The 24,789-nt window shown below is 70.2% G+C and carries 20 protein-coding genes, 1 tRNA gene and 2 pseudogenes; 12 read left to right on the top strand and 11 right to left on the bottom strand.

Annotated elements, in window-relative coordinates:
* Nucleotides 1-190 precede the first annotated feature (190 nt).
* From ABGB11_RS12375 to ABGB11_RS12360, 4 genes are all read left to right on the top strand, one after another.
* Nucleotides 191-871, top strand: coding sequence for a TetR family transcriptional regulator (locus ABGB11_RS12375; RefSeq protein ID WP_347632017.1), 681 nt, complete (start codon nt 191-193; stop codon nt 869-871).
* An 80-nt stretch (nt 872-951) separates the two neighbouring features.
* Nucleotides 952-1,914, top strand: coding sequence for a quinone oxidoreductase (locus ABGB11_RS12370; protein ID WP_347632015.1), 963 nt, complete (start codon nt 952-954; stop codon nt 1,912-1,914).
* Between the two features lie 73 nt (nt 1,915-1,987).
* A complete protein-coding gene (locus ABGB11_RS12365; RefSeq protein ID WP_347632013.1) occupies nt 1,988-3,361 on the top strand; it encodes a DUF4389 domain-containing protein in 1,374 nt (457 codons plus the stop codon).
* Nucleotides 3,362-3,439: 78 nt separating this feature from the next.
* Entirely contained in the window at nt 3,440-5,197 is a 1,758-nt protein-coding gene (locus ABGB11_RS12360; RefSeq protein ID WP_347632011.1) for a serine/threonine-protein kinase, read from the top strand.
* Nucleotides 5,198-5,216: 19 nt separating this feature from the next.
* On the opposite strand, the gene ABGB11_RS12355 is transcribed toward ABGB11_RS12360, so the two are convergent.
* Nucleotides 5,217-6,173: an alpha/beta hydrolase gene (locus ABGB11_RS12355; RefSeq protein ID WP_347632009.1), complete on the bottom strand. Its 957-nt coding sequence runs from the start codon at nt 6,171-6,173 to the stop codon at nt 5,217-5,219.
* A 108-nt stretch (nt 6,174-6,281) separates the two neighbouring features.
* Here ABGB11_RS12355 and ABGB11_RS12350 point away from each other — a divergent pair, with 108 nt between their 5' ends.
* Complete coding sequence (locus ABGB11_RS12350) at nt 6,282-8,075, top strand: serine/threonine-protein kinase (RefSeq protein WP_347632007.1); 1,794 nt, start codon at nt 6,282-6,284, stop codon at nt 8,073-8,075.
* Nucleotides 8,076-8,079: 4 nt separating this feature from the next.
* On the opposite strand, the gene ABGB11_RS12345 is transcribed toward ABGB11_RS12350, so the two are convergent.
* Nucleotides 8,080-8,721 carry a LysE family translocator gene (locus ABGB11_RS12345; protein ID WP_347632005.1) on the bottom strand — a complete coding sequence of 214 codons (642 nt, stop codon included), beginning with the start codon at nt 8,719-8,721 and terminating at the stop codon, nt 8,080-8,082.
* 123 nt (nt 8,722-8,844) lie between these two features.
* Here ABGB11_RS12345 and ABGB11_RS12340 point away from each other — a divergent pair, with 123 nt between their 5' ends.
* Entirely contained in the window at nt 8,845-9,735 is an 891-nt protein-coding gene (locus ABGB11_RS12340; RefSeq protein ID WP_347632003.1) for a glycosyltransferase family 39 protein, read from the top strand.
* Entirely contained in the window at nt 9,726-10,382 is a 657-nt protein-coding gene (locus ABGB11_RS12335; protein ID WP_347632001.1) for a hypothetical protein, read from the top strand. The genes ABGB11_RS12340 and ABGB11_RS12335 overlap by 10 nt, the downstream gene beginning before the upstream one ends.
* Nucleotides 10,383-10,388: 6 nt before the next feature.
* Here ABGB11_RS12335 and ABGB11_RS12330 read toward each other — a convergent pair whose 3' ends face one another.
* The 4 genes from ABGB11_RS12330 to ABGB11_RS12315 are packed head-to-tail and all read right to left on the bottom strand — an operon-like array spanning nt 10,389 to nt 14,243.
* Nucleotides 10,389-11,021 (bottom strand): DUF1444 family protein, encoded by a 633-nt coding sequence (locus ABGB11_RS12330; RefSeq protein WP_347631999.1) that lies wholly within the window; start codon nt 11,019-11,021, stop codon nt 10,389-10,391.
* Between the two features lie 45 nt (nt 11,022-11,066).
* Nucleotides 11,067-12,578 carry a cobyric acid synthase gene (locus ABGB11_RS12325; RefSeq protein WP_347631997.1) on the bottom strand — a complete coding sequence of 504 codons (1,512 nt, stop codon included), beginning with the start codon at nt 12,576-12,578 and terminating at the stop codon, nt 11,067-11,069.
* Nucleotides 12,575-13,480 carry a cobalamin biosynthesis protein gene (locus ABGB11_RS12320; RefSeq protein ID WP_347631995.1) on the bottom strand — a complete coding sequence of 302 codons (906 nt, stop codon included), beginning with the start codon at nt 13,478-13,480 and terminating at the stop codon, nt 12,575-12,577. The genes ABGB11_RS12325 and ABGB11_RS12320 overlap by 4 nt, the downstream gene beginning before the upstream one ends.
* Nucleotides 13,455-14,243, bottom strand: coding sequence for an aminoglycoside phosphotransferase family protein (locus ABGB11_RS12315; RefSeq protein WP_347631993.1), 789 nt, complete (start codon nt 14,241-14,243; stop codon nt 13,455-13,457). Before ABGB11_RS12315 ends, ABGB11_RS12320 begins: the two co-directional genes overlap by 26 nt.
* 105 nt (nt 14,244-14,348) lie before the next feature.
* Between ABGB11_RS12315 and ABGB11_RS12310 the strand changes: the two genes are divergently transcribed.
* A tRNA-Arg gene (locus tag ABGB11_RS12310) sits at nt 14,349-14,422 on the top strand.
* A 305-nt stretch (nt 14,423-14,727) separates the two neighbouring features.
* On the opposite strand, the gene ABGB11_RS12305 is transcribed toward ABGB11_RS12310, so the two are convergent.
* The 4 genes from ABGB11_RS12305 to ABGB11_RS12290 all read right to left on the bottom strand — a co-directional run bounded on the left by ABGB11_RS12305 (nt 14,728) and on the right by ABGB11_RS12290 (nt 18,815).
* Nucleotides 14,728-16,329, bottom strand: coding sequence for a site-specific integrase (locus ABGB11_RS12305; protein ID WP_347631991.1), 1,602 nt, complete (start codon nt 16,327-16,329; stop codon nt 14,728-14,730).
* 7 nt (nt 16,330-16,336) lie between these two features.
* Nucleotides 16,337-16,573 carry a DNA-binding protein gene (locus ABGB11_RS12300; RefSeq protein ID WP_347631989.1) on the bottom strand — a complete coding sequence of 79 codons (237 nt, stop codon included), beginning with the start codon at nt 16,571-16,573 and terminating at the stop codon, nt 16,337-16,339.
* A 439-nt stretch (nt 16,574-17,012) separates the two neighbouring features.
* On the bottom strand, nt 17,013-17,645 hold the full coding sequence (locus ABGB11_RS12295; RefSeq protein ID WP_347631987.1) for a hypothetical protein: 633 nt from the start codon (nt 17,643-17,645) through the stop codon (nt 17,013-17,015).
* A gap of 81 nt (nt 17,646-17,726) precedes the next feature.
* Nucleotides 17,727-18,815, bottom strand: a complete 1,089-nt coding sequence (locus tag ABGB11_RS12290; protein ID WP_347631985.1) for an integrase core domain-containing protein — start codon at nt 18,813-18,815, stop codon at nt 17,727-17,729.
* 86 nt (nt 18,816-18,901) lie between these two features.
* Between ABGB11_RS12290 and ABGB11_RS12285 the strand changes: the two are divergent.
* Nucleotides 18,902-19,902 (top strand): annotated as a pseudogene (locus tag ABGB11_RS12285) (IS256 family transposase); the annotation flags it as partial.
* Between the two features lie 284 nt (nt 19,903-20,186).
* Here the strand turns inward: ABGB11_RS12285 and ABGB11_RS12280 are convergent.
* Nucleotides 20,187-22,739 carry a hypothetical protein gene (locus tag ABGB11_RS12280; protein ID WP_347631983.1) on the bottom strand — a complete coding sequence of 851 codons (2,553 nt, stop codon included), beginning with the start codon at nt 22,737-22,739 and terminating at the stop codon, nt 20,187-20,189.
* Between the two features lie 198 nt (nt 22,740-22,937).
* Here ABGB11_RS12280 and ABGB11_RS12275 point away from each other — a divergent pair, with 198 nt between their 5' ends.
* From ABGB11_RS12275 to ABGB11_RS12265, 3 genes and pseudogenes are all read left to right on the top strand, one after another.
* Entirely contained in the window at nt 22,938-23,063 is a 126-nt protein-coding gene (locus tag ABGB11_RS12275) for a hypothetical protein (RefSeq protein WP_347631981.1), read from the top strand.
* A gap of 408 nt (nt 23,064-23,471) precedes the next feature.
* Nucleotides 23,472-23,723 (top strand): annotated as a pseudogene (locus tag ABGB11_RS12270) (IS3 family transposase); the annotation flags it as partial.
* 81 nt (nt 23,724-23,804) lie between these two features.
* Entirely contained in the window at nt 23,805-24,665 is an 861-nt protein-coding gene (locus ABGB11_RS12265) for an IS630 family transposase (RefSeq protein WP_347632428.1), read from the top strand.
* Nucleotides 24,666-24,789 lie beyond the last annotated feature (124 nt).

Below are 24,789 nucleotides of genomic sequence, written 5' to 3'. Positions count from 1 at the left end.
TCCGGAGAGTGGGAGGGCTGTTCCGCGTTCTCGCGGGGATGGTCCGCGGGGAGCGGCGCGACGTGCCGCGCCATCGTGCGCCAATCGTTCCGTTCGCTGGAACCCGCCGTCCGTGCGGAGGCTCCGTCCGTGATAGAAGCCTCTGTGAGACGCGCACAGCCCGCGTCACGTTGACAGAAGGAGCGAGCCGATGAGCGCCGTCCCCGCCGGCGACCCGTCAGGCCACACCCGCCACCCCGCCCCCGAGCAGGGCCGCGCGCTGGCCGGTCTCCGCGAGCGCAAGAAGCAGCGGACCCGGCTCGCGCTCATCGACGCGGCCCTGGACCTGTTCCTCGCCAAGGGGTACGAGGCCACGACGATCGACGAGATCGTGGCGGCGGTCGAGGTGTCGCAGCGGACGTTCTTCCGCTATTTCGGCACCAAGGAGGACGTCGTCACGAGCTTCCTCTCCGAGCACGACCGGGTCATGAGCGAGGCGCTCGCCGCCCGTCCCCCCGAGGAACGGCCGTTCACCGCACTGTTCGAGTCGCTGCGCGTGGTCCTGCACACGATCGCCGAGGGCGACCCGGCCGACGGCGCCCGGTGGCGCCGCGTCCGGCAGGTGATCGAGGCGACGCCGTCGCTGATGGCGGCGCAGATGGCGCGGTACTCGGAGTCCACCGAGGCCCTCGCGGTCGAGATCGCGCGGCGGGAGGGCGTCGACCTGGAGAACGACCCGCGGCCGCGGATCCTCGTCGCGTTCTACCTCGCGACCGTCAAGGTCGCGTTCGAGGAGTGCGCCCGCCGGGAGATCTGGGACGCCGGGACGGTCGCGGCCCGGGTCGAGCAGGCGGTGACGCTCGCCGCGCAGACGATGCGCGACTGGGTGTGACCGCTCCGCGGCAGGAATAGCCGCCGAGCGCCCCGGGTTCTCCGGATCGTCCGCCACAGCCGACCGGTCAGGAGCATCCCATGCGCGCGATCGTCATCACCCGCACCGGCGGCCCCGAGGTGCTGGAGCCCGCCGACCGTCCCGCCCCGGAGCCGGGTCCGGGCGAGGTGCTGGTCGACGTGGCGGCGGCCGGGGTCAACTTCATCGACGTGTACTACCGCACGGGCGCCTACGAGCAGGAACTCCCGTACACGCCGGGCCTCGAGGCGGCGGGGACGGTCGCGGCGGTCGGCGACGGCGTGAGCGAGTTCTCCGTGGGAGACCGCGTGGCCTGGTCGGACGCGCAGGGCTCCTACGCGGAGCAGGCCGTCGTACCGGCGGCGACGGCCGTCCCGGTCCCGGACGGGGTCGGGCTGGAGGACGCCGCCGCGACGCTGCTGCAGGGCATGACGGCGCACTACCTCACCCGGTCCACGTATCCGATCAAGGAGGGCGACACCGTCCTGGTGCACGCGGCGGCAGGCGGGATGGGCCTGCTGCTCACCCAGACGGCCAAGGTGCTCGGCGCCCGGGTCCTCGCGACGGCGTCCACCCCGGAGAAGGAGAAGCTCGCCAGGGACGCCGGCGCGGACGTCACCATGGGCTACGACGGTTTCGCCGACCGGGTCCGGGAGCTGACCGGCGGCGCGGGCGTCGCCGCCGTGTACGACGGCGTGGGCGCGCCCACGTTCGACGGGAGCCTCGCGAGCCTGCGGCGGCGCGGCACCCTGGCCCTGTACGGGGCGGCCGGCGGGGCCGTCCCGCCGTTCGACCCGCAGCGCCTCAACCGCGCCGGTTCGGTGTACCTGACGCGGCCGACCCTCCGCCACTTCGTCGAGGAGCGGGACGAGCTGCTGCAGCGCGCCGCCGACGTCTACGGCTGGGTGGCCTCGGGCGAGGTGAAGGTCCATGTCGGGCACCGCTACGACCTCGCCGACGCCCGTGCGGCGCACGAGGATCTGCAGGCGCGGCGGACCACCGGGAAGCTCCTGTTGATCCCCTAGCGGCCCTCCGGAGCCCGCCGGCTCCCTTAGGGTGGACCCGGAGAGACGATCTTTCCGAGGAGCGCCACCCCCCATGACGACGACCGCCGCCGGCCCCCTGGAGCACGACGAGCCCCGTGTCCTCGGGCCCTACCGCCTGCTCGGCCGGCTGGGCCGCGGCGGGATGGGCACCGTCTACCTCGGCGCCGAGCCGGACGGGCGGCGCGTCGCGGTGAAGGTCGTCAACCGGGAGCTGGCCGGGGAGCCCGCGTTCCTCGCCCGGTTCCGCCGGGAGGTGACCGCCGCACGGCGCGTCCACCGGTTCTGCACCGCGCCCGTGATCGACGCCGAGCTCGACCAGGACCCGCCGTACATCGTCACCGAGTACATCGACGGACCGAACCTGGAGAAGGCCGTCCGCGACAAGGGGCCGCTGCCGGGCTCCGACCTGGAGGGCCTCGCCGTCGGCGTCGCCACCGCGCTCGCCGCCATCCACGGCGCCGGGATCGTGCACCGCGACCTCAAGCCCGCCAACGTCCTGCTGTCCTCGACCGGCCCGCGCGTCATCGACTTCGGCATCGCCCGCGCCCTCGACGCCCCGAACGGACCGACCCGCACCGGCCAGTTCGTCGGGACGCCCGCCTACATCGCGCCCGAGGTGCTACGGGGCGAGCCGGTCGAGCAGGCGTCGGACGTGTTCTCGTGGGGCTGCGTCGTCGCCTACGCCGGGACCGGCCGCCCTCCGTTCCACGCCACCACGGTCGCGGAGACGTTCCGCCGCATCGAGCACGACGACCCCGACCTCACCGGCCTCGACCCGCGGCTGCGCGACCTCGTCGCCGCCGCGCTCGGCAAGGATCCGCGGAGCCGTCCGACCGCCCGGCAGCTCCTCACCCGGCTCGTCGGCCAGGACAGGGCCGACCTCGAACAGGCCGTGGAGTCGATATCCGCGACGTGGCACGGGTTCGGGCCGGCCCAGGCGCCGGTTCCGGAGCCGGGTCAGGGGCAGGGCCCGGAGCAGGCGCCGGGGCGGGGTGCGGAGCCGGGCCCGCCGCCCGCCGCCGAGCCCGCGCCGGGCGAGCGGTCCCGTCCCGCCGACGTGCGGGAACCCGAGCCCGCGCGGCAGGCCGGCGCCACCGTGGAGCCGGCCGCGGACGAGCCGACCGTCATGGTCGACCTGCCGTTCCCGGACGCCTGGCGCGGCCCGAGACGCTGGTTCATGCTGCTCAAGGGCCTTCTCGTGATCCCGCACCTGGTCGTCATGCTGCTCATGTACACCGCGCTGGTGCTCGTCATGATGGTCAGCTGGCTGGTGATCCCGTTCACCGGCCGGTACCCGCGGGCGCTGTACGCTCTGGTCGTCGGATGCCAGCGGTGGTCGGGCCGGGTCGTCGCGTACGCGTTCGGGCTCACCGGCGAGAGAATGCCGCCGTTCCGGACTCTTCCGCGCGCGCGCCGAACGCGCTGACACCTTCGCGCGTCGGAAAGACGGTGGCGCCGCTAGGGTGCTACCGCAAAGACTCCCGATTTTTCCGTCAGGATCACGATGACCACGCACGCAGGAGAGAACGGCGAGGCCCTGCGCCCCGAGGACCCCGAGGAGCTCGGCCCGTACCGGCTGGTCGGCCGGCTCGGCCGGGGCGGCATGGGGACGGTCTACCTCGGCGAGGATCCGTCCGGACGCCGCGTCGCGGTGAAGGTGATCAACCGGGAGCTGGCCGGGGAGGGCTCCTTCCGCGACCGGTTCCGCCGGGAGGTGACCGCCGCGCGGCAGGTGCGCCGGTTCTGCACGGCGCCCGTGATGGACGCCGAGCTCGACCGCGACCCGCTGTACGTCGTCACCGAGTACATCGAGGGACCGAGCCTGGAGAGCGCCGTCGCCGAACGCGGCCCGCTCCCCGGCTCCGACCTGGAGGGCCTCGCCGTCGGCGTCGCCACCGCGCTCGCCGCCATCCACGGCGCCGGGATCGTGCACCGCGACCTCAAGCCCGCCAACGTCCTGCTGTCCTCGACCGGCCCGCGCGTCATCGATTTCGGCATCGCCCGCGCCCTCGACGCCGCCGACGGCCCCACCCGCACCGGCCAGTTCGTCGGGACGCCGAACTACCTGCCGCCCGAGCTGCTGCGCGGCGAGCAGGTGACGCCCGCGTCCGACGTGTTCTCCTGGGGCTGCGTCGTCGCCTACGCCGGGACGGGCAGCGCGCCCTTCGCGGGCAACACCGTCCCGGAGATCTTCTACCGCGTCGCGCACGACGAGCCGAAGCTGGACGGCCTCGACCCCGGCCTGCGGGACGTCGTCGCCGCCGCGCTCGACAAGGACCCGCGCAACCGTCCGTCCGTCCAGGACCTGCTCGGGCGGCTCGTCGGCAGCGAGAAGACCGACCCGGCGACGCTCGCCGAGACCGTCCAGGCGAGCTGGCACGGCCCGGCGGCCGGTCCCACCGTGCAGGGGATCGGCGGGCAGGGAACCGGCGGGCAGGGAACGGGTGGGCAGGGAACGGGTGGGCAGGCGCCCACCGCGCAGGCGTCCTTCCAGCAGCCGACGGCCCAGCTCGGCGCGGACGCGACCCGCGAGGACGCGCGCCCCGGGCAGGGGGGTGCCAGGCTTCGGAAGCCGCTGATCATCGCCGGGGCGGCCGCCGCGGTGCTGGCCGTGCTCGCCGTCGTGGGATTCACGGTGCTGCGCTCGGACGGCCCGCCCGACGACAAGCTGGCCACCGCGTTCGCCGACGACTTCTCCGACTCCAACTCCGGCTGGGGCGACGGCGTCTTCGACGACTACAAGTACGTGAACGGCAAGTACCGGCTGAAGACCTCCAACACGAGCGGCTCGATCAGCCGCACCGTGCCCAAGGACAAGGTGGAGGACTTCCCCGACCCGATGCTGGTGACCGTCACGGCGACGGCCGAGGGTCCCGCCGACGGCCGGTTCGGCGTGGAATGCCGCATGAACGAGGACGGCAAGAAGAAGTACGTGTTCCTTGTGCGCAACGACGGCAAGGGCGCGGTGCTCCGCAAGGTCAACGGCGACCTCGGCACGAAGGAGCTCGCGAGCCCCGACTCGGTGCCGGGATACGAGGCGAACGGCCCGAACAAGCTCCAGGTCGCCTGCGAAGGCCAGGAGAAGGACGGCCCGAAGGTGCACCTGCGGCTCTGGGTGAACGGCGACAAGGTCATCGACGAGTCCGACACCGACCAGCCGCTGCCCAACGGCAAGGTCGCTTTGACGGGCGAGCGCGGCGGCAACGCCGCCCAGCAGATCACCGTGAGCTTCGACGACTTCGACATGTCGAAGATCCAGTGACCCGCCGGGCGGGCGCGGGTCAGCGGGCGGGCAGGTAGGCCTTCGCCCAGCGGGTCAGCTCCGCGAAGACCTGCGTGCGGGCCGGTTCGGCGGACAGCACGAGATCGTGCAGGCCGCCGTCGATCCGGACGAACGTCACATGCCGCCCGATCCGCGGCGCCCAGCGGGCCATGTGCTCGACGTCCAGAACGGCGTCGGCGCCCGTCACGTCCAGCACCTTGCGGGTCGGGCGGATGCTGCGCGCCGACGCCATGACCAGCACCGGCACGTCGACGTCCAGGCCGCGCCGGAGCCGGAGCTGGCCGCGCCGGACGGCGGCGAGCCACCCCGCCCGCACCGGGAACCCGAGCAGCGGCTTCCACGCGAGGTCGAACTCCCACTCGCCCTCGTGGTCGCGGTGGAGGCTGCGCGGATACCGGTCGGACACGCCCGCGGGCAGCGTGGCCTTCGGGAAGCGGGGGCGCAGCGCACGCGCGAGGCCGGCCCCGATCTTGCGCAGGACCAGCGGCTCGGCGAGGTCCACGAACGGGCTGTTGAGGAACAGGCCGTCCACGAGGCCCTGGCCCTTCACCCGGTCGGTCCACAGCGCCGCGATCAGGCCGCCGGTGGAGTGGCCGTTCAGCAGGAGCGTGTCGTGCCCGTCCACGTCCCGGATGATCCGCACCGCCTCGTCGATCTCCGGGAAGTAGTCCGACAGGCTCTCCACGTAGTTCGGGGTCTGGTGGGGACGCAGGGAGCGCCCGTACTTGCGCAGGTCGAGCGCGTAGAAGTCGAAGCCGAGATCGAGGTAGAAATCGGCCAGGTGCTTCTGGAAGAAGTAGTCGACGAACCCGTGCACGTACAGCACGGCCCGGCGGGACGGGTCAGTGCCGCGCCGCCGCACCAGCGTCGCCACGACCTCGCCTTCGGCGTCCCGGCCCATCGGCAGCTCGACCGCCTCGTACCCGGGACCGAGCACGTCCGCCGTCACGTCCACAATTCCTCCCATAGTGCTGCGAACTGATCCACCGTGGTCCGGCGTCAAAGACATTGACCGTACGTCAGACTGAACCACAAAAGAGTCCTCGCCCCCGGGAGTCGAGCCATGCAGGCGCCGCTTCGTGACCGTGACCCGCGCCGGCTCGGGCCGTACCGCCTCGTCGCCCGCCTCGGCCGCGGCGGCATGGGCACCGTCTACCTCGGCGAGGACGACGACGGCGGCCGGCAGGTCGCGGTCAAGGTCATCAACCCGGAGCTGGCCGACGACGAGGCGTTCCACGAGCGGTTCCGCCGCGAGGTGACGGCCGCGCGGCAGGTGAGGCGGTTCTGCACCGCCGCCGTGCTGGACGCCCGGCTGGACGGCGACCCGCTGTACGTGGTCACCGAGTACGTCAACGGCCCGTCCGTGGAGGAGGCCGTCAAGCGGGAGGGTCCGCTGCGCGGCGGCGACCTGGAGTCGTTCGCGGTCAACATCGCCACCGCGCTGAGCGCGATCCACGGTGCCGGGATCGTGCACCGCGATCTCAAGCCGTCCAACGTGCTGCTCTCCCCCACCGGCCCGCGCGTGATCGACTTCGGCATCGCCCGCGCGCTGGACGCCTCGGACGGGCCGACCAGGACCGGCCAGTTCGTCGGCACCCCCGCCTACATCGCACCGGAGCTGATGCGCGGCGAGGAGATCACCCCGGCGGCGGACGTGTTCTCCTGGGGCTGCGTCGTCGCCTTCGCGGGCACGGGGCGCGTCCCGTTCGGCGGCGGCTCGCTCCCGGAGACGATCAACCGGGTGACGACCGGCACCCCCGACCTGGACGGCCTCGACCCGGCCGTCCACGACCTGGTGGCCCGCTCGCTCGCGAAGGACCCCGCGGAACGTCCGGCGGTGAAGCAGCTGATCCAGGCGCTGACCGGCGAGGACGAGCCGCCCGCGACGCCGCCCGCGGTCGCGCTGCCCGCATCGGAGCCGACCGCGGAGTTGCGGGCGGAGCCCGCACCGGCGCACGAGGAGCCCGCTCCTGCGCCTGCGCCTGCGCCTGCGCCTGCGCCTGCGACGAGCGTCGACACCGTGCCGCCCACGCGTGCCGTGGACCCGCCGGGGCCTCCGGTGGACGAGCCGACGCGCCCGGTCGGCATGCGGGCCGCAACCGGCGCGGCGGCCGGTGCGGCGGCCTGGGCGAAGGGGCCCTCACCGCACCGGAACCACGGCCTGATGATCGTCGCGGTCGGCGCGGTCGTCGCCGTCTCCACCGTGATCGGAATCCTCAACCTGCCGGACGGCGACCGCACCCCGCGGGACTCCGGCACCACGGCGGCGGCCGACCTCGGCGACGGGCCGCCGGACGTCGAGGACGAGATCTTCGACGACGACTTCAGCGACGAGGGCTCCGGCTGGAGGACGGCCGCCACGCCCGCCGGGGACGCGTCCTACGTCGACAAGAAGTACGAGCTCCGCGTCCTCCCCACGACGACGCGCACGACCGCCGGCGCGCCGGTGGAGAAGGTCCCCGACTCGCAGCTCATCGAGGTCAAGGTCTCGCCGAAGGACACCGCCGGCGAGGCGGGGGTGTACTGCCACGGCGATACCGGCTACGCGTTCCTCCTCGGCCGGGACGGGCGTGCGCGCATCGCCCGCCTGTCGTCCGGCCGGGCGACGACCGTGACGACGGGCACGGTCCCCGGGCTGCGCGACGGCGACAACCGCCTCCAGGCCGCGTGCGTCAAGGGCGAGGGCGGCAACATCGACCTCGCGATGTGGGTGAACGGCAAGCCGGTCGCCTCGTCCGCCGCCACCCCGCCCTCGGACGGCGCACCGGGGCCGAGCGGTCTGCTCGTCGTCCGCCCCGATGGGGCGACCGGCTGGCCGGAAGCGGTCTTCGACGACTTCTCGCTCTGCTCGCTCTGAGCCGTCAGTCCTTGCGGCCGGTCGCGGCGACGGTGAGCCCGAGGCCGATCATCATCAGGCCCCCGGTGCCGCCGATCGCCGAGAGACGGCGCGGCGATCGGGCGAACCACGCGCGGGCCGTCCCGGCGGCGAGCCCCCACACGCTGTCGCACAGCAGCGCGATGAAACTGAAGATCAGCCCGAAGACCAGCATCTGCAGCGGGACGTATCCGTGCTCGCGGACGACGAACTGCGGCAGCACGGCCACGAAGAACACCGTCGTCTTCGGGTTGGTGGCGCCCACCACGAACCCCTGCCAGAGGTCGCGGGCCCGGTTCCCGGCCTCGGCGCCGGTCGCGCCGAGCTCCGCCTGCAGGGAGTGCCGGTGCCGGACCGCCTGTACGCCGAGGTACAGCAGATAGGCGGCGCCCACCAGCTTGATCGTCGTGAACACGACCACGGACCGCTCCACGATCGACCCCACGCCGAGCGCGACGGTCGCCGACAGCAGCAGCGCGCCGATCTCGTTGCCGGCGACGCTGGTCAGCGCCGTCCGCCGGCCATGGGCCAGGGCGCGTCCGACCACGAAGAACACCGTGGGGCCGGGGATCACGATGATGGCGAGGGCCATCGCGGAAAAGGCGAGCACCTGATGCGTCGACACCATGGCCCGCACACTACGCAGGCCCTCCGGATCGTCCCATCGATTTTTCGCGGGCCCCCGCTGTGTCCTGGGTCGGACGGGCTCGGCTCGTGACGCAGGCCACAGTGCCCGCATAGGTTCGGGACCATGTCCGCCCCCGCCTCAGCGGCGTCCGGTCCCCTCGATGTCACCACGGCCCCTGCCGTTCCGGCGGTCGCCTGGAAACCGGTGCTGCTGACGGCCGGGGCGCTCGGCGCGGTGCTGCTGGCCGTCAGCGCCCGGTACGGCTACCACCGCGACGAGCTGTACTTCCGGGTCGCCGGACGGCATCTGGCCTGGGGATACCCGGACCAGCCGCCGCTGCTGCCGGTTCTCGTCCGGGGGATCACCGCGGTCTTCGGCGACTCGCTGGTCGCGCTGCGCGTCCCGTCCGCCCTGCTCGCCGCCTGCGGCGTGCCGGTCGCCGCGCTGACCGCCCGGGAGATGGGCGGCGGACGGCGGGCGCAGCTACTGACGGCCGCGTCCTTCACGGTCTGCCCGTTCGCCGTGGCGGTCGGCCACATCTTCGTCACCGCCACGCTCGACCTGCTGCTGTCGACCGTGATCGTCTGGCTGGTGGTCCGGTGGGTCCGGACCCGTGATCAGCGGCTGCTGCTCTCCGTGGGGATCGCGTCGGCCCTGGCGCTGAACGTGAAGTACCTGGCGGCCTTCCTGCTGGTCGCGCTGGTCGCGGGGCTGCTGCTGTCGGGACCGCGCGACTTCCCGCGCCGCCCGCTGCTCTGGGCCGGGGCGCTCGTGGCGGTCGTCGCGGTCACGCCCGGGCTGGTCTGGCAGGCACGGCACGGCTGGCCGCAAATCGACATGGCCGACGCGATCGCCGGCAAGGGCGACTTCGGCGGGCGGCCCGGATTCCTCCCGTTCCAGCTGCTGCTGACCGGCGTGGTGCCGTCCTGGCTGTGGATCTACGGGCTGTGGCGGACGTACCGGTCCGACGACCTGCGCACGTACCGTTCCTCGGGCACGCGTACGTGCTGCTGAACGTCGTCTTCCTCGTCACCGCCGGGAAGCCGTACTACCTGAGCGGGCTGTGGGCGGCGCTCTGGGCGGCGGGCGCCGTGGAGGTCGAGCGGCACGGCGCACCGCGGGGCTGGGGCTGGGCGGCGTCCGCTCCGGCGTACGTGATCACCGCCGTCATGACCGTCCTGCTCACGCTGCCCGTGTACCCGCTGAGCCGGCTGGCCGACACGCCGCAGCCCGTCATCAACGCCGACTCGGCGGAGACCGTCGGCTGGCCCCGGTTCGCGGCGCAGGTCGCGGCCGTCCGCGACGCCCTGCCGCCCGGCGAGCGGGCCGCGGCGACGATCGTCGTCAGCAAGTACGGCGAGGCCGGCGCGCTCGACAGGTACGGACCCGCCCTGGGGCTTCCGCGCGCCTACAGCGGCCACAACGGCTACTGGTACTTCGGGCGCCCGCCGGACGGGCGCGGCCCCACGATCGTGGTGGGGCCGGAAGACGTCGCGGAGGGGGCCGGGCTGCGCCGGTACTGGACGGACGTCCGCCCGGTCGCCCGCATCGACAACGGCGTCGGCCTCGACAACCAGGAGCAGGGCAAACCGGTGTGGGTGTGCCGCGGGCAGCGCGCACCGTGGACGGAGCTGTGGCCCGAGTTCAGGCGCCTGTCGTAGCGGCGCTCATGCCGGGAGGACGTCCCAGGTGCCGGCGCGGCGCACCAGCAGGTCGTGCGTGAGGAGGCTTCCGGCGGGGACGTCCCAGGCGGGGTCGGCGCCGTCGTCCCCGCGGTCCTCCGCCCAGACCTGGGCGACGGCCCAGCGGAGCCTGTCGACGCCGTCCGGGTGGCCGGTTCCGGACGCGACGAACACGTCCCGCGCGGGGACGGCCACGACCAGGTCGCCCTCCACGTCCTGGGCCAGCTTCTCCAGGAACCCCTCGTCCAGCAGCAGGCCGGACTCCAGGCTCCCGCGCTGCCCCGCCCCGTCCAGCGACACCGTCACGGCGCGCACGTCCGGGTACCAGCTGAGGCTCAGCTCGGGCCGCCGGTCACGCAGGTTGATCACGGCGTGCCGGCGCAGCTCGTCCGGCGCCACGCCGAGCTCCGCACAGTGCCGCCGGGCGACGTGCTCGTACCGCCAGCCGGACGGGACGCCCTCGTCGGCGATCTCCAGCGCGTAGGTGACGTAGAGCTCGGCGGCGAACGGGTCGCGGATCGGGTCCTCGTCCGCCGGGAGCGGGAACTCCAGCTGGACCTCGGCCGGCACCCGCGCCTTCATCAGCGGGACGATCAGACTGGACCGCGGGTCGGTCACGGGACGTTCCTCCTGGTCCTGTTGCGGCCTGTGCCTACGAGTGGATCACCCTACCGCCGCGGCGGGCGGTTCCGGCGCACCGCCGGGAGGGACGACGGGAAGGCCCGCCGGCGCACCGCCCTCGATGATCCGCCACAGGGCATCGGTGTCCATGTGCTGCTCGACGAGATCGCCCAGCGTCTCCAGCGTCGCCTCCCTCAGCGCCTGGAACGAGACGTCCGGGGCCGGGGTGAAGTCCCGGTTCGCATGCTGGGCCACGTCTTCGAGGAAAGCCCGCCGGAAGCCGTCGTTCTCCATGGCGCCGTGCCACGTCGTCCCCCAGACGGCGCCCTTCCGGCAGCCGTCGAGGAAGGGCTCGCCATACGCCTCGACATGCCCATGATGAATCTCATAGGCGTGGACATCCTCGCCATAGGCGCTGCCTTGTGGCCGTCCCAGGGTCTTTTCGGCTCCGAACTCGACCTTCGCGGGCAGAAGACCGAGCCCTTCGACCCTGCCCCTTTTCGACTCGACGTCGTCCAGGATCTCCTCGGCGAGCATCTGGTACCCGCCGCAGATGCCGAGCACGGGGCGCCCCTCATCGGCCCTCTTGCGAATCTCGTCGGCCATTCCCCTCTCCCGGAGCCATTCGAGATCGGAGACCGTGGCCCGCGTCCCCGGCAGCACGACCAGATCGGCCTCGGCCAGATCCCCGGCGCTCGCGGCATAGCGGACGACGACACCGGGCTCGCAGGCCAGCGCGTCCATGTCGGTGAAATTCGAGATCCGCGGGAACCTGACGACCGCGACCCGCAGCGTTTCCTTCCCATGGGCCGCTCTCGCGTCCGAACGCGGCGCGTCCAACGCCAGAGTGTCCTCGGAGTCGAGATACAGGCCGAGTTTCCAGGGCAGCACCCCGAGCGTGGGCCGCCCCGTAAGCATCTTGAGCTGCTCCAGCCCAGGCGCCAGCAGTTCTGAAGCACCCCGGAACTTGTTGATGACGAACCCCGCGACGAGAGCCTGATCTTCCGGCTCCAACAACGCGACCGTGCCGAACAACGACGCGAAGACACCACCCCGGTCGATGTCACCGACCACGACCACCGGCAGATCCGCCGCCCGCGCCAGCCCCATGTTGACGATGTCGCCGGCCCTCAAATTGATCTCGGCAGGACTCCCGGCCCCCTCACAAACCACCACGTCGTACTCGGCACGCAGTTCATCGAGGCTTTCCAGAACAACGCCCTTGAGCCATTCCTTGTGCTGCCCGTACTGAAGCGCGTCGACCTCCGCCACGGGCCGCCCCAGAACAACGACCTGACTTCGCCGATCGCTCCCCGGCTTGAGCAGCACCGGATTCATCCTCGCCGCCGGCTCGACCCCCGCCGCCTGAGCCTGCATGTACTGCGCCCGCCCGATCTCCGCCCCATCACCCGTCACCATCGAATTGAGCGACATGTTCTGGGCCTTGAACGGCGCGACCCGCACACCCTGCCTCGCCAGCCACCGGCACAACCCCGCCGTGACGACGCTCTTCCCCGCATCCGACGTGGTCCCCGCCACCAGGAGCCCGCTCATCTGACGGCCCACACGATGGCCGCCGCCGCGAACGTCACGACCGCCGAGAGCCTGACGGCCCTCTTGATGTCCGCGACCTCGGGCGCCCTGCCGTCCCCCATCTCGGGCCGGTGCTCGACCCGTCCTTCATAGGCGTTCGTGCCGCCCAGCCGCACCCCGAGCGCCCCAGCGAACGCGGCTTCGCACCGTCCGGCATTGGGACTCGGATGCTTGCTCCCGTCCCGTGCCAGCACCCGCCAAGCCTCCCGCCCCGAAAGGAGCGCGACCAATCCCCCGGTCACTCTCGCGGGAACCCAATTGACAACATCATCGAGCCTCGCGCTCGCCCACCCGAACCGCTCATACCTCGGACTCCGGTACCCGACCATCGCGTCCAAGGTGTTCACGGCCCGATACATGAGCAACCCCGGAATACCGGCCACCGCCCCCCACACCAGCGGAGCGATCGACGCATCCGACGTATTCTCAGCCACCGACTCGACAACGGCCCTGCTCAACGCAGCCGCATCCAGCCCCCGTGGATCCCGGGCACACAAATGAGATAGCCGCCCCCGAGCCGCCTCAACATCCCCACGCTCCAGCACCCGGGCCATGAAAAGCCCCTCACGCCCCAAAGACGTGCCTCCAAGCACAGACCAAGTCACACCCGCAGTGACAAGACAATGCGCCACAGGCCGCCGGCTAACCCGCTCAAGCGCAAACCCAACCACCCCCGCCGACCCCACAAGAATCCCGGTGTAGACAACCCCCCGCCACCGAGCATCCCCATAGATCCAGCGCTCCCCCACCGCGGCGACACGCCCGAACCCGGCCACCGGATGCCACCGCTTCGGATCCCCGAAAAGCGCGTCCAGAACGACCCCGAGAACCAGCCCCTCACCAGAGACGCGCATCAAGCTCATCCCAGTGCCGCTCCAGCCAATCCTGCGCCCGCCGAATCCGCGGCCCGGCACCCCCTTGCCAGATACGCGCCCAACCGCCCCCACGCTGAGCCTTCTCACGCATCACCCGATAAGACCGCTCGAACCTCACCCGAGCCGCCGGCAGCACGTCCCGCCGCGCCTCCCGATCCAGCCCATAGGCATCACAGAAGACCCGCAGCCTACGCCCCACATCCGCCCCGTACAGAACAGCGTCCCGATCGGCCGGATCAGCGATCGGCCCCCAATGCCGCAGCGCGGTCACCACATCGAACAACCGCGTAGTGGGCCGGGCCAAGTCGAAATCAATGAACGCGCAAGGCACTCCGACCCTGAACACGACATTCTCGGGCGTCACATCACAGTGCCCGATGACCTCGGGCTCCCCGTCCAGATTGGACGTCTCCCCGTCCCACGGTGCCCCGGCCGGCGCCTCATAGGACGCCACCGCCTCGTGATAGCGCCTGAGCAACCGCCCAACCCCCCGAAGCACGTCCTCCGACACGTACTGCGCCTTGAGCGGCCGGTCCGGCACGTCCCCCGGCACCCAGCTGAGAACCTCCCGCCCCACCTCGTCGATCCCCAGCACCCGCGGCGCTTCGAACCCCACCGCCTCCAGATGCCGCAGCACCCCATGCACCGCCGGACTGTGCGCACGCAACGGCCTGCGCACCGTCTCCCCCACCCGCACCACGCCCTCCGACACGTCCCCACCGGAGAGCGGAACCTCGAAGTTCACCGCCACAGCACCCCAAGATAGAACCCCCGCCCCACCCCGGAGGCCGTTATAGATGTGGAGCCGAACGACCCGCCCCCTTACACTGTGTCCCGGCGTCCCGCCGGGCGCCGAGCGCCCGTAGCTCAGCTGGACAGAGCATCGGACTTCTAATCCGACGGTCGCGGGTTCGAATCCTGCCGGGCGCGCCCCCGTCTGACCTGCAGTCTTACCATTGCCAAGATCCAAAATTCTGTCCCGGTATGTCCTCGTGTTTGCTCGATGTTTGCTCGGCTGTCGCGAACCGATCGCTGACCCGTCCTTCAGCCCGCGCGATCATCGGTGTCGGGCACCTGGCCGACGTGCCGGTGCGGCCCGCGATAACGGCGCCCGTGCGGGGGCGGCAGGACTTTCGGATGCTCACCTGCCTTGAAACAGGAAGGGGGTCCGCACCCCAACTTCCGGTTCGGACGCGGACCCCGGTGCAGAGAATCTGACGGTCAGTCTCTGCCGGTCATAGCCTCGACGCCTCCGGCAACCGGACGACGCGGCCCGGTGCTGCCGTTTCGTCGGGCCTGGTGCGGGCGTTGAGTATTACGGCGGCGGCGTCTTCGGCGGATTGGCGGGCCAGGTCGGGCAGGACGCTGGTGTAGGTGTCGGAGGCGATGTTGATCGACGACAACCCCAGCGTCTCCTGGACGACTTTGAGGTCGTGTCCGGCGCGCAGCAGGATGGTGGCGGCGCCGTGCCGCAGGTCGTGCAGCCGAACGGGTGGGAGCCCGGCCTCCATGGCCAGCAGCAGGAACTGCTCGGAGACGCCCATGGGCGCGAGCGGCTCCCCATGCTCCCGGGTGAAGACGAATCCGGTGTCGTTCCAGGTGTCGCCAGCGGCCAGGTGTTCCTGGTTGTGGCGGGCGCGGTGGGCGGCCAGTTGTTTGATGGTGTGCTGGTCGAGGGTGACCTGGCGTTCGCCTGCTTCGGATTTGGGGCGGCCTTGTTCGGTGTGGCCGCCGATCTGGGTGATCTGCCACCGTACCCGGATGGTGCCTTCGTCTAGGTCGACGTCGGCCCACCGCAGCCCGCACGCTTCGCCGCGCCGCAGTCCGCGGAAGGCGATCAGGTGATACAGCGCGTACAGCCGGTGCCGGGCGGCGCGGTTGAGGAAGATCCCGGTCTGCTCGGGTGTCCACACCATGACCGGGGAAGGGCGCGGTGTGCTGACGTAGGCGTCCATCGGCTTCACCCGCCCGCTGCGCGCCGTCCCACCTGCCCCACTGAGGGGGCGGGCCTTGGCCTCGATGAACATCTCGCGTGCCTGGCGCCATTCGCGGACACGTTCGGGTGTCCAGACCAGCGCCTTGGGGCGCCGTCCCGAGGGCAGTTCGATCAACGAGGCGACGTTGAGGTCGATGCGTCGCTCCCGGATCGCCTGGTTGAGGGCGGCGCGCAAGGTGGCGCGGATCCGGTGCATGGTCGCCGGACCGACCACCCGGCAGCCCTTCACCTGTGCCCGCAGGCCGGGGTCGGCGGCTTCGCGGGCGCGGGTGATCGTCTCGTTGCGTTCGTCGATGGTGTCGAACACCGCCTGCACGTCGGCGACGCGGAGGCGGTCCAGGCGGATGTGGCCTATCACCGGTTCCAGGTGGACGGTGATGTGGGTGCGGTAGCTACGGATGGTGCCGTGCCGTAGTCCTTTACGTCCGGCCAGCCAGGTCTGCAGCCATTGCCCGGTGGTGAGGGCGGTGTCCAGGTCCTGCCCGGTGCGGATCTTGCGGCGCACCTCCTCGGGTACCGGAAGGCGCTTGTCCTTCTTCAGGGTGGTGACGATGAGGTCGGCGATCCGGCTGTGGTCCTCATGGTCCCCGCTGATGGCCAGCAGTTCGTGCAGTCGGGTGATCTGGGTTTCGGCGGCGTCCTGGCTGGTGAACCCGCCGCGGCGGATCGGGGTGCGGCGGGTGCCGTCGGGGTTGGGCGGCAGTTCGAACTGGTAGTACCACGCGCCGTGGGTGGGGCTCCATGAGCCGCCCTTGCGGCGCAGCCTGGGGCATTTGCTGAGCAGTCCCCGTCCATCCGGGGCGCGGCAGCCACACACCTTGTAGGTGGTTCCGGCAGGCATCCTTTGTTCACTCGCTTTCTGGTGTGGGCTGCCCGGTCGAGTCGTTGAGGCCGAGCAGGGCGAGCAGTCCGGTGGTGGGGACCAGGTAGCTGCGGCCGACCCGCAGCACCGGGCAGGGGAACCGCCCGGCACGCGCCAACTCGTAGCTTTTGGTGCGCCCCACTCCCAGCGCCCGCCCCGCGGTGACCAGATCGACCACGGCGGGCAGCGTGCGGATCTCCGCCGGCGTCAGCCCCGGCCTCATCGCCCACCCCCGCACGCCGTGCGGGAACAGGACTGTTGGGCGTTGTGGGCGTCTGCCAGCGGATCGGGTCCGCTCCGGCGTCCGGACGTGTGCGCTGCAGGTTGCGGGCGAGCGGATTGGTCCGGGCCGGAGCACCGGTATGCACGCTCGCCTTCACCCCGCCGGTCAAGCCCCGCCCCGCCAACCCGAAGATCCTGGACGGGGGTGACGGGCGGGGTGATGCGCTGCGGGTGCCGCGGCGGGCTGGTCAGGTGCCAGCTGTCGCCGCACCGGTAGGCGCGCAACCCGGCGCCAGGTGCGGCAATGCGGGCGGCGTGCCGGGCCGTCCGGCGGGTGGCGTAGCAGGCCCGTCCGCAGCGACCGCACAAGCTGAGCTGGAGGATGGCCAGCATCTCCAGAACCCGGCTGTGACCAGTCGGGTTCCTGAGTCGGTTCCTGGTCATCGGCTCGCCTCCGGCAGGTCGTGTACGCGCTTGAAAAGCAGCAGGTCTTCGTGGGCGGTGGCACAAGCGGGGATGCCGCGGTCGCGGGCGCGGCGGGTTTCGAGCATCTGGAAGAAGGAGGCCCGGTTGATCAGGCCACCGTCGCGGAACCCGGCAAGAAGGGCGGCGTGCCGGGCGGTCAGGGCCAGGCCGCTGCGGTGGGCGGTGTCGATGACCTGTCCGGGCAGGTCGAGGAGTTCGCCTTTGAGACGGATCGGGCGGATGGTGACGGCGATGACTCCGCCGGGGCGGAGCAGGGTTGCGGTGCCGGCCAGGATCTGTCCGAAGCCCTCCAGCAGGCCGGAGATGGGCTGGTGGGCGAGGTTGCTGCGGTCGGTGGAGTAGCGGTGGTGGCGTTTGTCGATCTTCCCGCCGCCGTTGTCGCGTCCGGAGCGGATGTGGCCGTGGGTGTAGGAGCCGTAGGGCGGTGAGGTGAGTACCAGCGCGGCCTTGCCGTGGAGGTTGCGGTAGATGGTGGCGATGTTGCGGGCGTCGCCGCGGGCGACCTGGGGCGTGCCGGTGGCTCCCTGGTTGTGGGCGTGCAGCAGGTTGCCCAGGGTGAGGTGGACGAAGTCGGGTTCGTACTCCACGCCGGCGGCGTCGCGGCCAAGGTGGATGGCCTCGACCAGGGTGTCCCGCTCGATTATTGAGTTACGCGGCTTGAGCTGGGGTTACGCGGCGTGGTGGTATTCGTTGATCACACCCGTGACGACGGGTCTTCGCCGGATGGATCGCAGGTCGTTGAGTTCGGCCGGGTTCCTGATGGGCTGGGATTCGGCATCTGGAGGTCGTTGCCGGCGGGCTTGGTGTGGCCGGTGGCCGTTGTAGTGGTCCAGGTACTCGCCGAGCACCAGGGCCAGGTGCCGCTCCCCCAGGATCAACACCCGGTCCAGCAATTCACGGCGCAGGGTGCCGATCACGCGCTCACAGATGGCATTCATCCGCGGCGTCCGCGACAAGGTCCTGACGACCTGGAGCCCTTCAGCCTTGAACACTTCATCGAACGCGGTGGTGAAGACCGGATCGCGGTCGTGGATCAAAAACCGCAGCGCGCCGATACGATCCTCCAACTCCATGGCCAGATTGCGGGCCTGCTGCACCGCCCACGCCCCCGTCGGGCACGCGGTCACCCCGGCCAGATGCACTCTGCGGGTGCCGTGCTCGATGAACACCAGCACATAGAGCCGCTTGAGCAGGACCGTCTCCACCACCAGGAAGTCGCAGGCGATGATCGCGTGTGCTTGAGCGGTCAGGAACTGCCGCCAGGTCGGCCCCGCCCGGCGCGGTGCCGGATCGATGCCGGCCGCATGAAGGATCTCCCACACCGTGGAAGCCGCAATCGTGTAGCCGAGACGGGCCAACTCGCCTTGGATCCGCCGATGCCCCCACGCCGGGTTCTCCCGCGCCATCCGCAAGATCAGCGTTCTGATCGACGCACCTGTGCGGGGGCGACCTGGACGGCACCGGTCGGTGAAGGTCCACTTACGGGCGACGAGGTCACGGTGCCAGCGCAGGAGTGTCGCCGGAACAACCGGAAAGAGTTCGGCCCACCGCCGGCGCGGCACCAGCTGGGACAACGCCGCAAACCAGAGCCGGTCGCCATGATCCCAGCGCGGACGACCTGCGGTCTGACGGCGCAACACCTGGTTCTCGTGACGCAGCACCAGCAACTCGACGTCCTTGGACAGATCAGACCGGACCAGCATCACCAACAAGCCGAGCAGGCTCCGGACCAACCGGTACAGCAGAGACAACAACACCTCGAGATCGTCGCAGTGACTGCCGCAGCCCCACAGCAAAATCCCAGCTCAGACAACGAAACCGAGTATCCGAGCGGTACACGGTCACCGGGGAGCGCAAGCGGTTCTCCTCGGCGATTCTTCCGCCGTGGTGCCGCAAGACCCCGAAGGTGACCGAGGTGCTGCCGCTGCTGTACCTGCACGGCCTGTCAAGCGGGGACTTCGTGTCCGCTCTCGGTCAGTTCCTCGGCTCGACCGCCGGCCTTCGGCCCCGGTCATCACCCGCCTGACCGAGCAGTGGAAGGCCGAGCAGCGCACCTTCGCCGCTCGCGATCTGTCCGAGGTCGACTACGTCTACCTGTGGGCCGACGGGATCCACGTCAACATCCGCCTCGAAGAGCACAAGCTCTGCCTGCTGGTCATGATCGGGGTCCGCGCCGACGGCCGCAAGGAGCTGGTCGCGCTCACCGACGGGTACCGGGAATCGACCGAGTCATGGGCCGATCTGCTGCGCGACTGCGCCCGCCGCGGCATGCGCGCCCCCGTTCTGGCGGTCGGTGACGGTGCGCTGGGGTTCTGGGGCGCGCTCCGCGAGGTGTTCCCGCAGGCCAAACAGCAGAGATGCTGGTTTCACAAGATCGCGAACGTGCTGGGGGCGCTGCCCAAGTCGGCGCATCCGGGAGCCAAGAAGGCACTGGCTGAGATCTGGAACGCCGAGGACAAGGAGCACGCCCTGGCCGCGGTGCGAGCGTTCGAGACCGCCTACGGCGCCAAGTTCGGCAAGGCCGCCGCCAAGGTCACTGACGACATCGACGAATTGCTGGCCTTCTACGACTTCCCGGCCGAGCATTGGATCCACCTGCGCACCACCAACCCGATCGAATCGACCTTCGCCACCGTCCGGCACCGCACCAAGGTCACCAAGGGACCCGGCTCACGCGCCGCGGGCCTGGCCATGGCCTTCAAGCTCATCGAGTCCGCCCAGACCCGATGGCGCGCAGTCAACGCACCCCACCTGGTCGCACTCGTCCGCGCCGGCGCGACCTTCACCGGCGGCAAACTCGTCGAACGACCCGACGACGACCAACCCCAAGCCGACGCAGCATGAATTCATGATCCACAGGTATTGACTATTGCTCAGGGGACCATCCGACAGGCCGCCGCCACCGGCATGCACCGCGCCCTGGCCAAGACCCACCTGGAACACGTCTTCAGCGCCATCGCGCTCAACCCGCTACAGCTCCGCGCCTGGTGGGACGGCAACGCACTCGACCGCACCCGAACCACCCACCTCGCCCGCCTCGAACTACGCCTCGCGGCTTGCCCCAACGGAATAACCACCAGGGTCGCACAGGCACGGCGCGGAGCCGACCGCGACGTGGCGGGCTCTGTTCACCACCACGGTTCTGCGAGGCTGCCGTCGGCCGTCAGACCGAAACGCTGAAATCTGTCTCTACGCGCCTCGTCCCATTGGAGGCTTAGATGGTACAGGGCATAGGCGTTCCCAGCATCAACTGCTTGTTGGGCGAGGCGCTCTGCACTTACCTGGTCACCAGCCGCCTCGTGCATCACCGCGAGTTCGCTCAAAGCGCGAACGTAGCCAGCCTTGGCGGCGGCACGGAAAAGTTGCTCAACCCCCTTCAGATCGCCAGCCCGCTGTCGTAGCTGGGCGAGATCGAACAGGGCATACGGATTTCCGGCTTTGGCGGCTTCTTGAGCGATGGATTCGGCTCGCTCCCGGTCGCCAGTCCGCTCCCACATCTGCGAAAGCCCACTTGGGGCGCGGAGGTCTCCAGCATCGGCGGCGGCACAGTATAGCTGCTCGGCCTCCGCTAGGTCTCCCGCCCTCTCTCGCAACTGGGCGAGATCGAACAGGGCGGACCAAGCCTCGTCGGCGTCCGTGGCGTCGGCGGCAGCACGGTACAGCTGCTCGGCCTCCGCTAGGTCTCCGGCCCTCTCTCGCATCTTGGCGAGCATGAAGTGGCCGAAAGCGTCTCCAGCGTCGGCAGCGCCGCGCCACAGCCGCTCGGCGCCCTCCGGGTCCCCGGCCCACTCCCGCATCTGAGCCAGCTTGAAGAGGGCGGCATGCACGTCTCTGGCGCCGCTGAACAGGTGCTCGGCCCTCTGCCGTTCGCCAGCGATCTCTGGCAACTGACCGAGTCTGGACGGCATCAAGATGTCGGCTTGGGCGGCGGCGCTGTACAGCCGCTCGGCCCCCTCTAGGTCACCAGCCCTTTGCCGACTCAAGGCGATTTCACGCAGGGCATTGGTATCGCCAACCGCAGCACAGTACATCAATTCGGTACCGATCCAGTCTTCGGCTTCCCGCATCCGGCCGAGGAGCTCCAAGGGGCGGGTGTCGATGGCGGCGGCACGGAAAAGCCGGTCGGCGTGGCGGAGCCGACGCCGCACCCTGGCGGACTCGGCAAGTGCGGCGAGCTCGGGTGACCTGTGCAGGTGGTCAGCCGCAGCGTCCCAAAAGCCAGCCGGTGGTGACTGATAGCGGCGGATGGCGGCGGTGTGTTGGTGAAGATAGTCGGCCATCCGGTAGACAGCCTCAGTCGGGATGGGCGCGGCTTGTCCGGGCAGAGGCACTATGGGCGTCAGAGGACCTGGGACGCCCCGGCACGGCCAGCTGGTGTAGTTGGTGGCGCGGGTGAACCAGGTGGCGCGCCAGGTGTCGGTCTGGGTCTGCCAGTCGTCGGGGTCGAGGTAGGCGGCCGCTGCTGCACGCAGGAAAGCCTCGGGCAGGGCTTCGCCGATACCCAGACGGCGGGCGTCGGCAGCGGCGTCGAGCAGGGCACGAGCCTCGGCCGGAGCGTGAATGTAGCGGTGGAGCAGTTCACGGGCGCCGGCCAGGTATTGGGTGATGCGGTTCCCACCGTGGGCGAGAGCCTCGGCTAGGCGTGGATCGTCTTCGGCTAGGCGGCGAAGGTCGTCCAACGCCGCCTGGTCAAAGGTTTCCGCGACGGACAGGATTGTGGCTGTGCGCAGCAGGGCGCGGGCGTGCTGATGCAGATCGCCTTCGAGGGTGCTATCGGCGGATGGTGCGGCGAGCAGGGCGTGGGTGTCGCGCCACAGGGTGCCCAGGATGAGGACGGGCCCGCGGTCGGGGCGGTTGAGCACGTCGGTCAGGGCGGCCGCCACCTCCTCGCCATGGGTGGGGACATCCGGGGTGTACAGGTAGCGTTGGGTCTCATTCAGCCACAGCACTGTCCGCCCTAGATCGGGGTAGCTGGCGAGGCCGCGCAGGAGTGCGGCTCGATCGGCGGGCCGCCACACAAACCATCCTTCGGGCAACTGCTGGACGGCCTCCCACAAAGCGCGGGTCTTGCCGGTGGAGGAGTCCGCCACCAGCACCACCAGGCGGCTGCCAGCCGAAGCCTGGTCGACCTCGTTGCGCAGCAGATCATCGTGATCCCGCTTGACGTACAGCGGAAGCGCATTGTCGCTGCGGCCGTGTCCACTGCGGGGCTCGATGGCCGGATGGACCTCCAAGGCCCGGACCGGGTCCAGCTCAGCGACCGGCTGCCCCAGCTTGACCGGATCCCATTGGTCGATCGGCCGTCCCTGATCATTGTTGACTGGCTCCAAGGGGGGATGCGTGCGGGCCGGACGACCGCCCTTGCCCTTGCCCGTGCGACGCTGCGCCAGCGCTCGGAGCCGGGTCTGCTCCCACCACTTACCGGGTGGCGCTGCATAGTTCGGCGTCTTCTCCTTGGCGCGGTTTCGCAGGTAGGCGATCAGGAAGTCGGCGACGGGCTTCTTGGAGGGGACGCGCACACCGTTGCGCCATTCGCCCCACGAGGAGGTCGACACCGTCAGCGGCGGTCGCTGCGCTTTCGCCTGCCGCTGGATCGTTTGCCCGGTGGGTGAGCCTGCTGCCTCGTGCAGTGCCCGTAGCGCCGCCGCATACGCGGCGGTTGCATCCTCCGACTCGCTCACGTTGGCGCCTCCGTCACCGGTTGCGGCCGGATCGGAACCATTCGGAAAACCTATGCCGTTGCGGTATCCGCCCACGCCACCAGCCTGCCGGACCCGTCCGCGGTAGGCGGCCGGGAACCGGAAAACCGTCCGGACTGGGTCAATGGCGGCACCGCCCCAGTAAGCCGAACCCGGGGCCGTGCCGCAAGGAGATGGTCTGTGTTCGATCGCCGGTTCCTACATCGCCTGCCCCGCATCGCGCTGATCGCGGCCGTCCGCGGGGCCGCCGCGGCGGCGGGCTCCAGCCTCATTGCGCTGATCATCTGGTGGATGACCAATCGTTAACCGACCAGCGGGTCCTCCCCTGCACCTTGGAGAGGGCCCGCTAGCGTCATGCGCCCAACGGGACTCCTGTACGCGGTCACCTCCCACGACGGCGACACGGGAGCCTGACCGGACCGATCACCTTCGGACGGATCGGGGACTACGGTGAGCATCTGGGATGTGCCTTCCCGGCCGACGCTGCAACGCCGGCCTGCTTGAGAACCTCATGCGATCCGGGAAGGTACACCCCTTCCCGGGCGATCCACAGACATCCGATCTTCGTAGGTGTCAAGCGGCGGCTGTGTCGAGCGCTGCGAGGCGGGCGCCAAAGGCTGCCGTCTCGTCGTAGTGCTGGCCGGTCTGGAGGCAGTGGAACAGGCAGCCGAGCATGCGGTTGAAGGTGTTGCGCAGGGCGCTGGAGTACCTAAGCAGTACACCGCGATCCGGTTCACCCAGCGGCTTACCGACGCCGGCATCGCGCCCTCCACCGGCAGCGTCGGGGACAGCTTCGACAACGCCCTGGCCGAAAACCTGTGGTCCACCCTCAAGACCGAGCTCATCTACTGGCCCGGCACCACGTTCGCCACCCGCGCCGAGGCCGAAGCGGCGATCTTCCGTTACATCGACGGCTGGTACAACCCGCGCCGGATCCAGCAGGGCCTGGACGGGCTATCCCCAGATGAGTACGAAGAGGCCTTCTACCGCCGACAGCAAGATCCAAGGGGATCTGCGGTTTCCCCACTTTGTGATCGTTTGAGTGGGATGATTGTCTTGTGGCTAAGAAGGGGCGTAGGTCGACCTATGAGGAGCGGCTGGCCGGGGTGCGGATGCTTGAGCAGGGGCTTCCCGGTAAACAAGGTCGCGGCCGCGGTTGAGGTTGATCGGTCGACGTTGTTGACGTGGTGGAAGAACTACCGGCTGATCGGCCCGGAGTCGTTGCGGACGAAGAAGACGCGCGGCTCGGACGGCAAGCTGAATGAGGCGCAACTGCGGGAGCTGTATGCGTTGTTGGTGGGAGCGGATCCCCGGCAGTTGAGCTTCGGATTCGCGTTGTGGACCCGCGCGATGGTTGGAGAACTGATCTTCCAGCGGTTCAAGATCCGGGTGTCGGTCGCTACGGTGGGCAGGGCGCTGCGGAGGCTGGGGATGTCGCCGCAGAAGCCGCTGTACCGCGCTTACCAGCAGAATCCAGAGAAGGTCGAGAAGTGGAAGGCCGAGACCTATCCGGAGATCCGCCGACGAGCCGCCGAGGAGGGCGCGGAGATCTTCTTTGCAGATGAGGCGGCCATCCGGACCGACTTCCACTCCGGCACCACGTGGGCGCCGGTCGGCCAGACCCCGGTCGTGGAAATGACCGGCGCGCGTATGTCGGTAATGATGATTTCCGCGGTGTCGCCGAAGGGGAAACTGCGGTTCATGGTTCACGACGAGGGCCTGAAGTCCGAGGAGTTCATCACCTTCTGCCGCCGGCTGCTGGACGATACCGACGGCAAGGTATTCCTGATCGTGGACGGCGGCCGCATCCACACCTCCAAGATAACCCGCCGGTTCGTGAACCGCATCGAACGCCTGGAGCTGTTCTTCCTTCCGCCCTACTCGCCCGAACTCAACCCCGATGAGTGAGGTTTTCTCTGCAAGATCGATTAGGACAGCAGGGACTTCTGGGGCATGAACGGGCACGGGCAGGCAGGCGCGCGGACAGATCGGAACACCCCGAAATGGGCGTGGAGCCCTCGGTAGAGAGGTC

It is taken from the genome of Actinomadura sp. B10D3, from assembly GCF_039871695.1.
GTDB lineage: Bacteria > Actinomycetota > Actinomycetes > Streptosporangiales > Streptosporangiaceae > Spirillospora > Spirillospora madurae.
This window is presented reverse-complemented; position numbering and strand designations above follow the sequence as displayed.

Coding starts and splice junctions, on each gene's coding strand:
- ABGB11_RS12375 (WP_347632017.1), top strand. CDS start 191: ATGAGCGCCGTCCCCGCCGGCGACCCGTCAGGCCACACCCGCCACCCC.
- ABGB11_RS12370 (WP_347632015.1), top strand. CDS start 952: ATGCGCGCGATCGTCATCACCCGCACCGGCGGCCCCGAGGTGCTGGAG.
- ABGB11_RS12365 (WP_347632013.1), top strand. CDS start 1,988: ATGACGACGACCGCCGCCGGCCCCCTGGAGCACGACGAGCCCCGTGTC.
- ABGB11_RS12360 (WP_347632011.1), top strand. CDS start 3,440: ATGACCACGCACGCAGGAGAGAACGGCGAGGCCCTGCGCCCCGAGGAC.
- ABGB11_RS12350 (WP_347632007.1), top strand. CDS start 6,282: ATGCAGGCGCCGCTTCGTGACCGTGACCCGCGCCGGCTCGGGCCGTAC.
- ABGB11_RS12345 (WP_347632005.1), bottom strand. CDS start 8,721: ATGGTGTCGACGCATCAGGTGCTCGCCTTTTCCGCGATGGCCCTCGCC.
- ABGB11_RS12340 (WP_347632003.1), top strand. CDS start 8,845: ATGTCCGCCCCCGCCTCAGCGGCGTCCGGTCCCCTCGATGTCACCACG.
- ABGB11_RS12325 (WP_347631997.1), bottom strand. CDS start 12,578: ATGAGCGGGCTCCTGGTGGCGGGGACCACGTCGGATGCGGGGAAGAGC.
- ABGB11_RS12320 (WP_347631995.1), bottom strand. CDS start 13,480: ATGAGCTTGATGCGCGTCTCTGGTGAGGGGCTGGTTCTCGGGGTCGTT.
- ABGB11_RS12305 (WP_347631991.1), bottom strand. CDS start 16,329: ATGCCTGCCGGAACCACCTACAAGGTGTGTGGCTGCCGCGCCCCGGAT.
- ABGB11_RS12300 (WP_347631989.1), bottom strand. CDS start 16,573: ATGAGGCCGGGGCTGACGCCGGCGGAGATCCGCACGCTGCCCGCCGTG.
- ABGB11_RS12265 (WP_347632428.1), top strand. CDS start 23,805: ATGATTGTCTTGTGGCTAAGAAGGGGCGTAGGTCGACCTATGAGGAGC.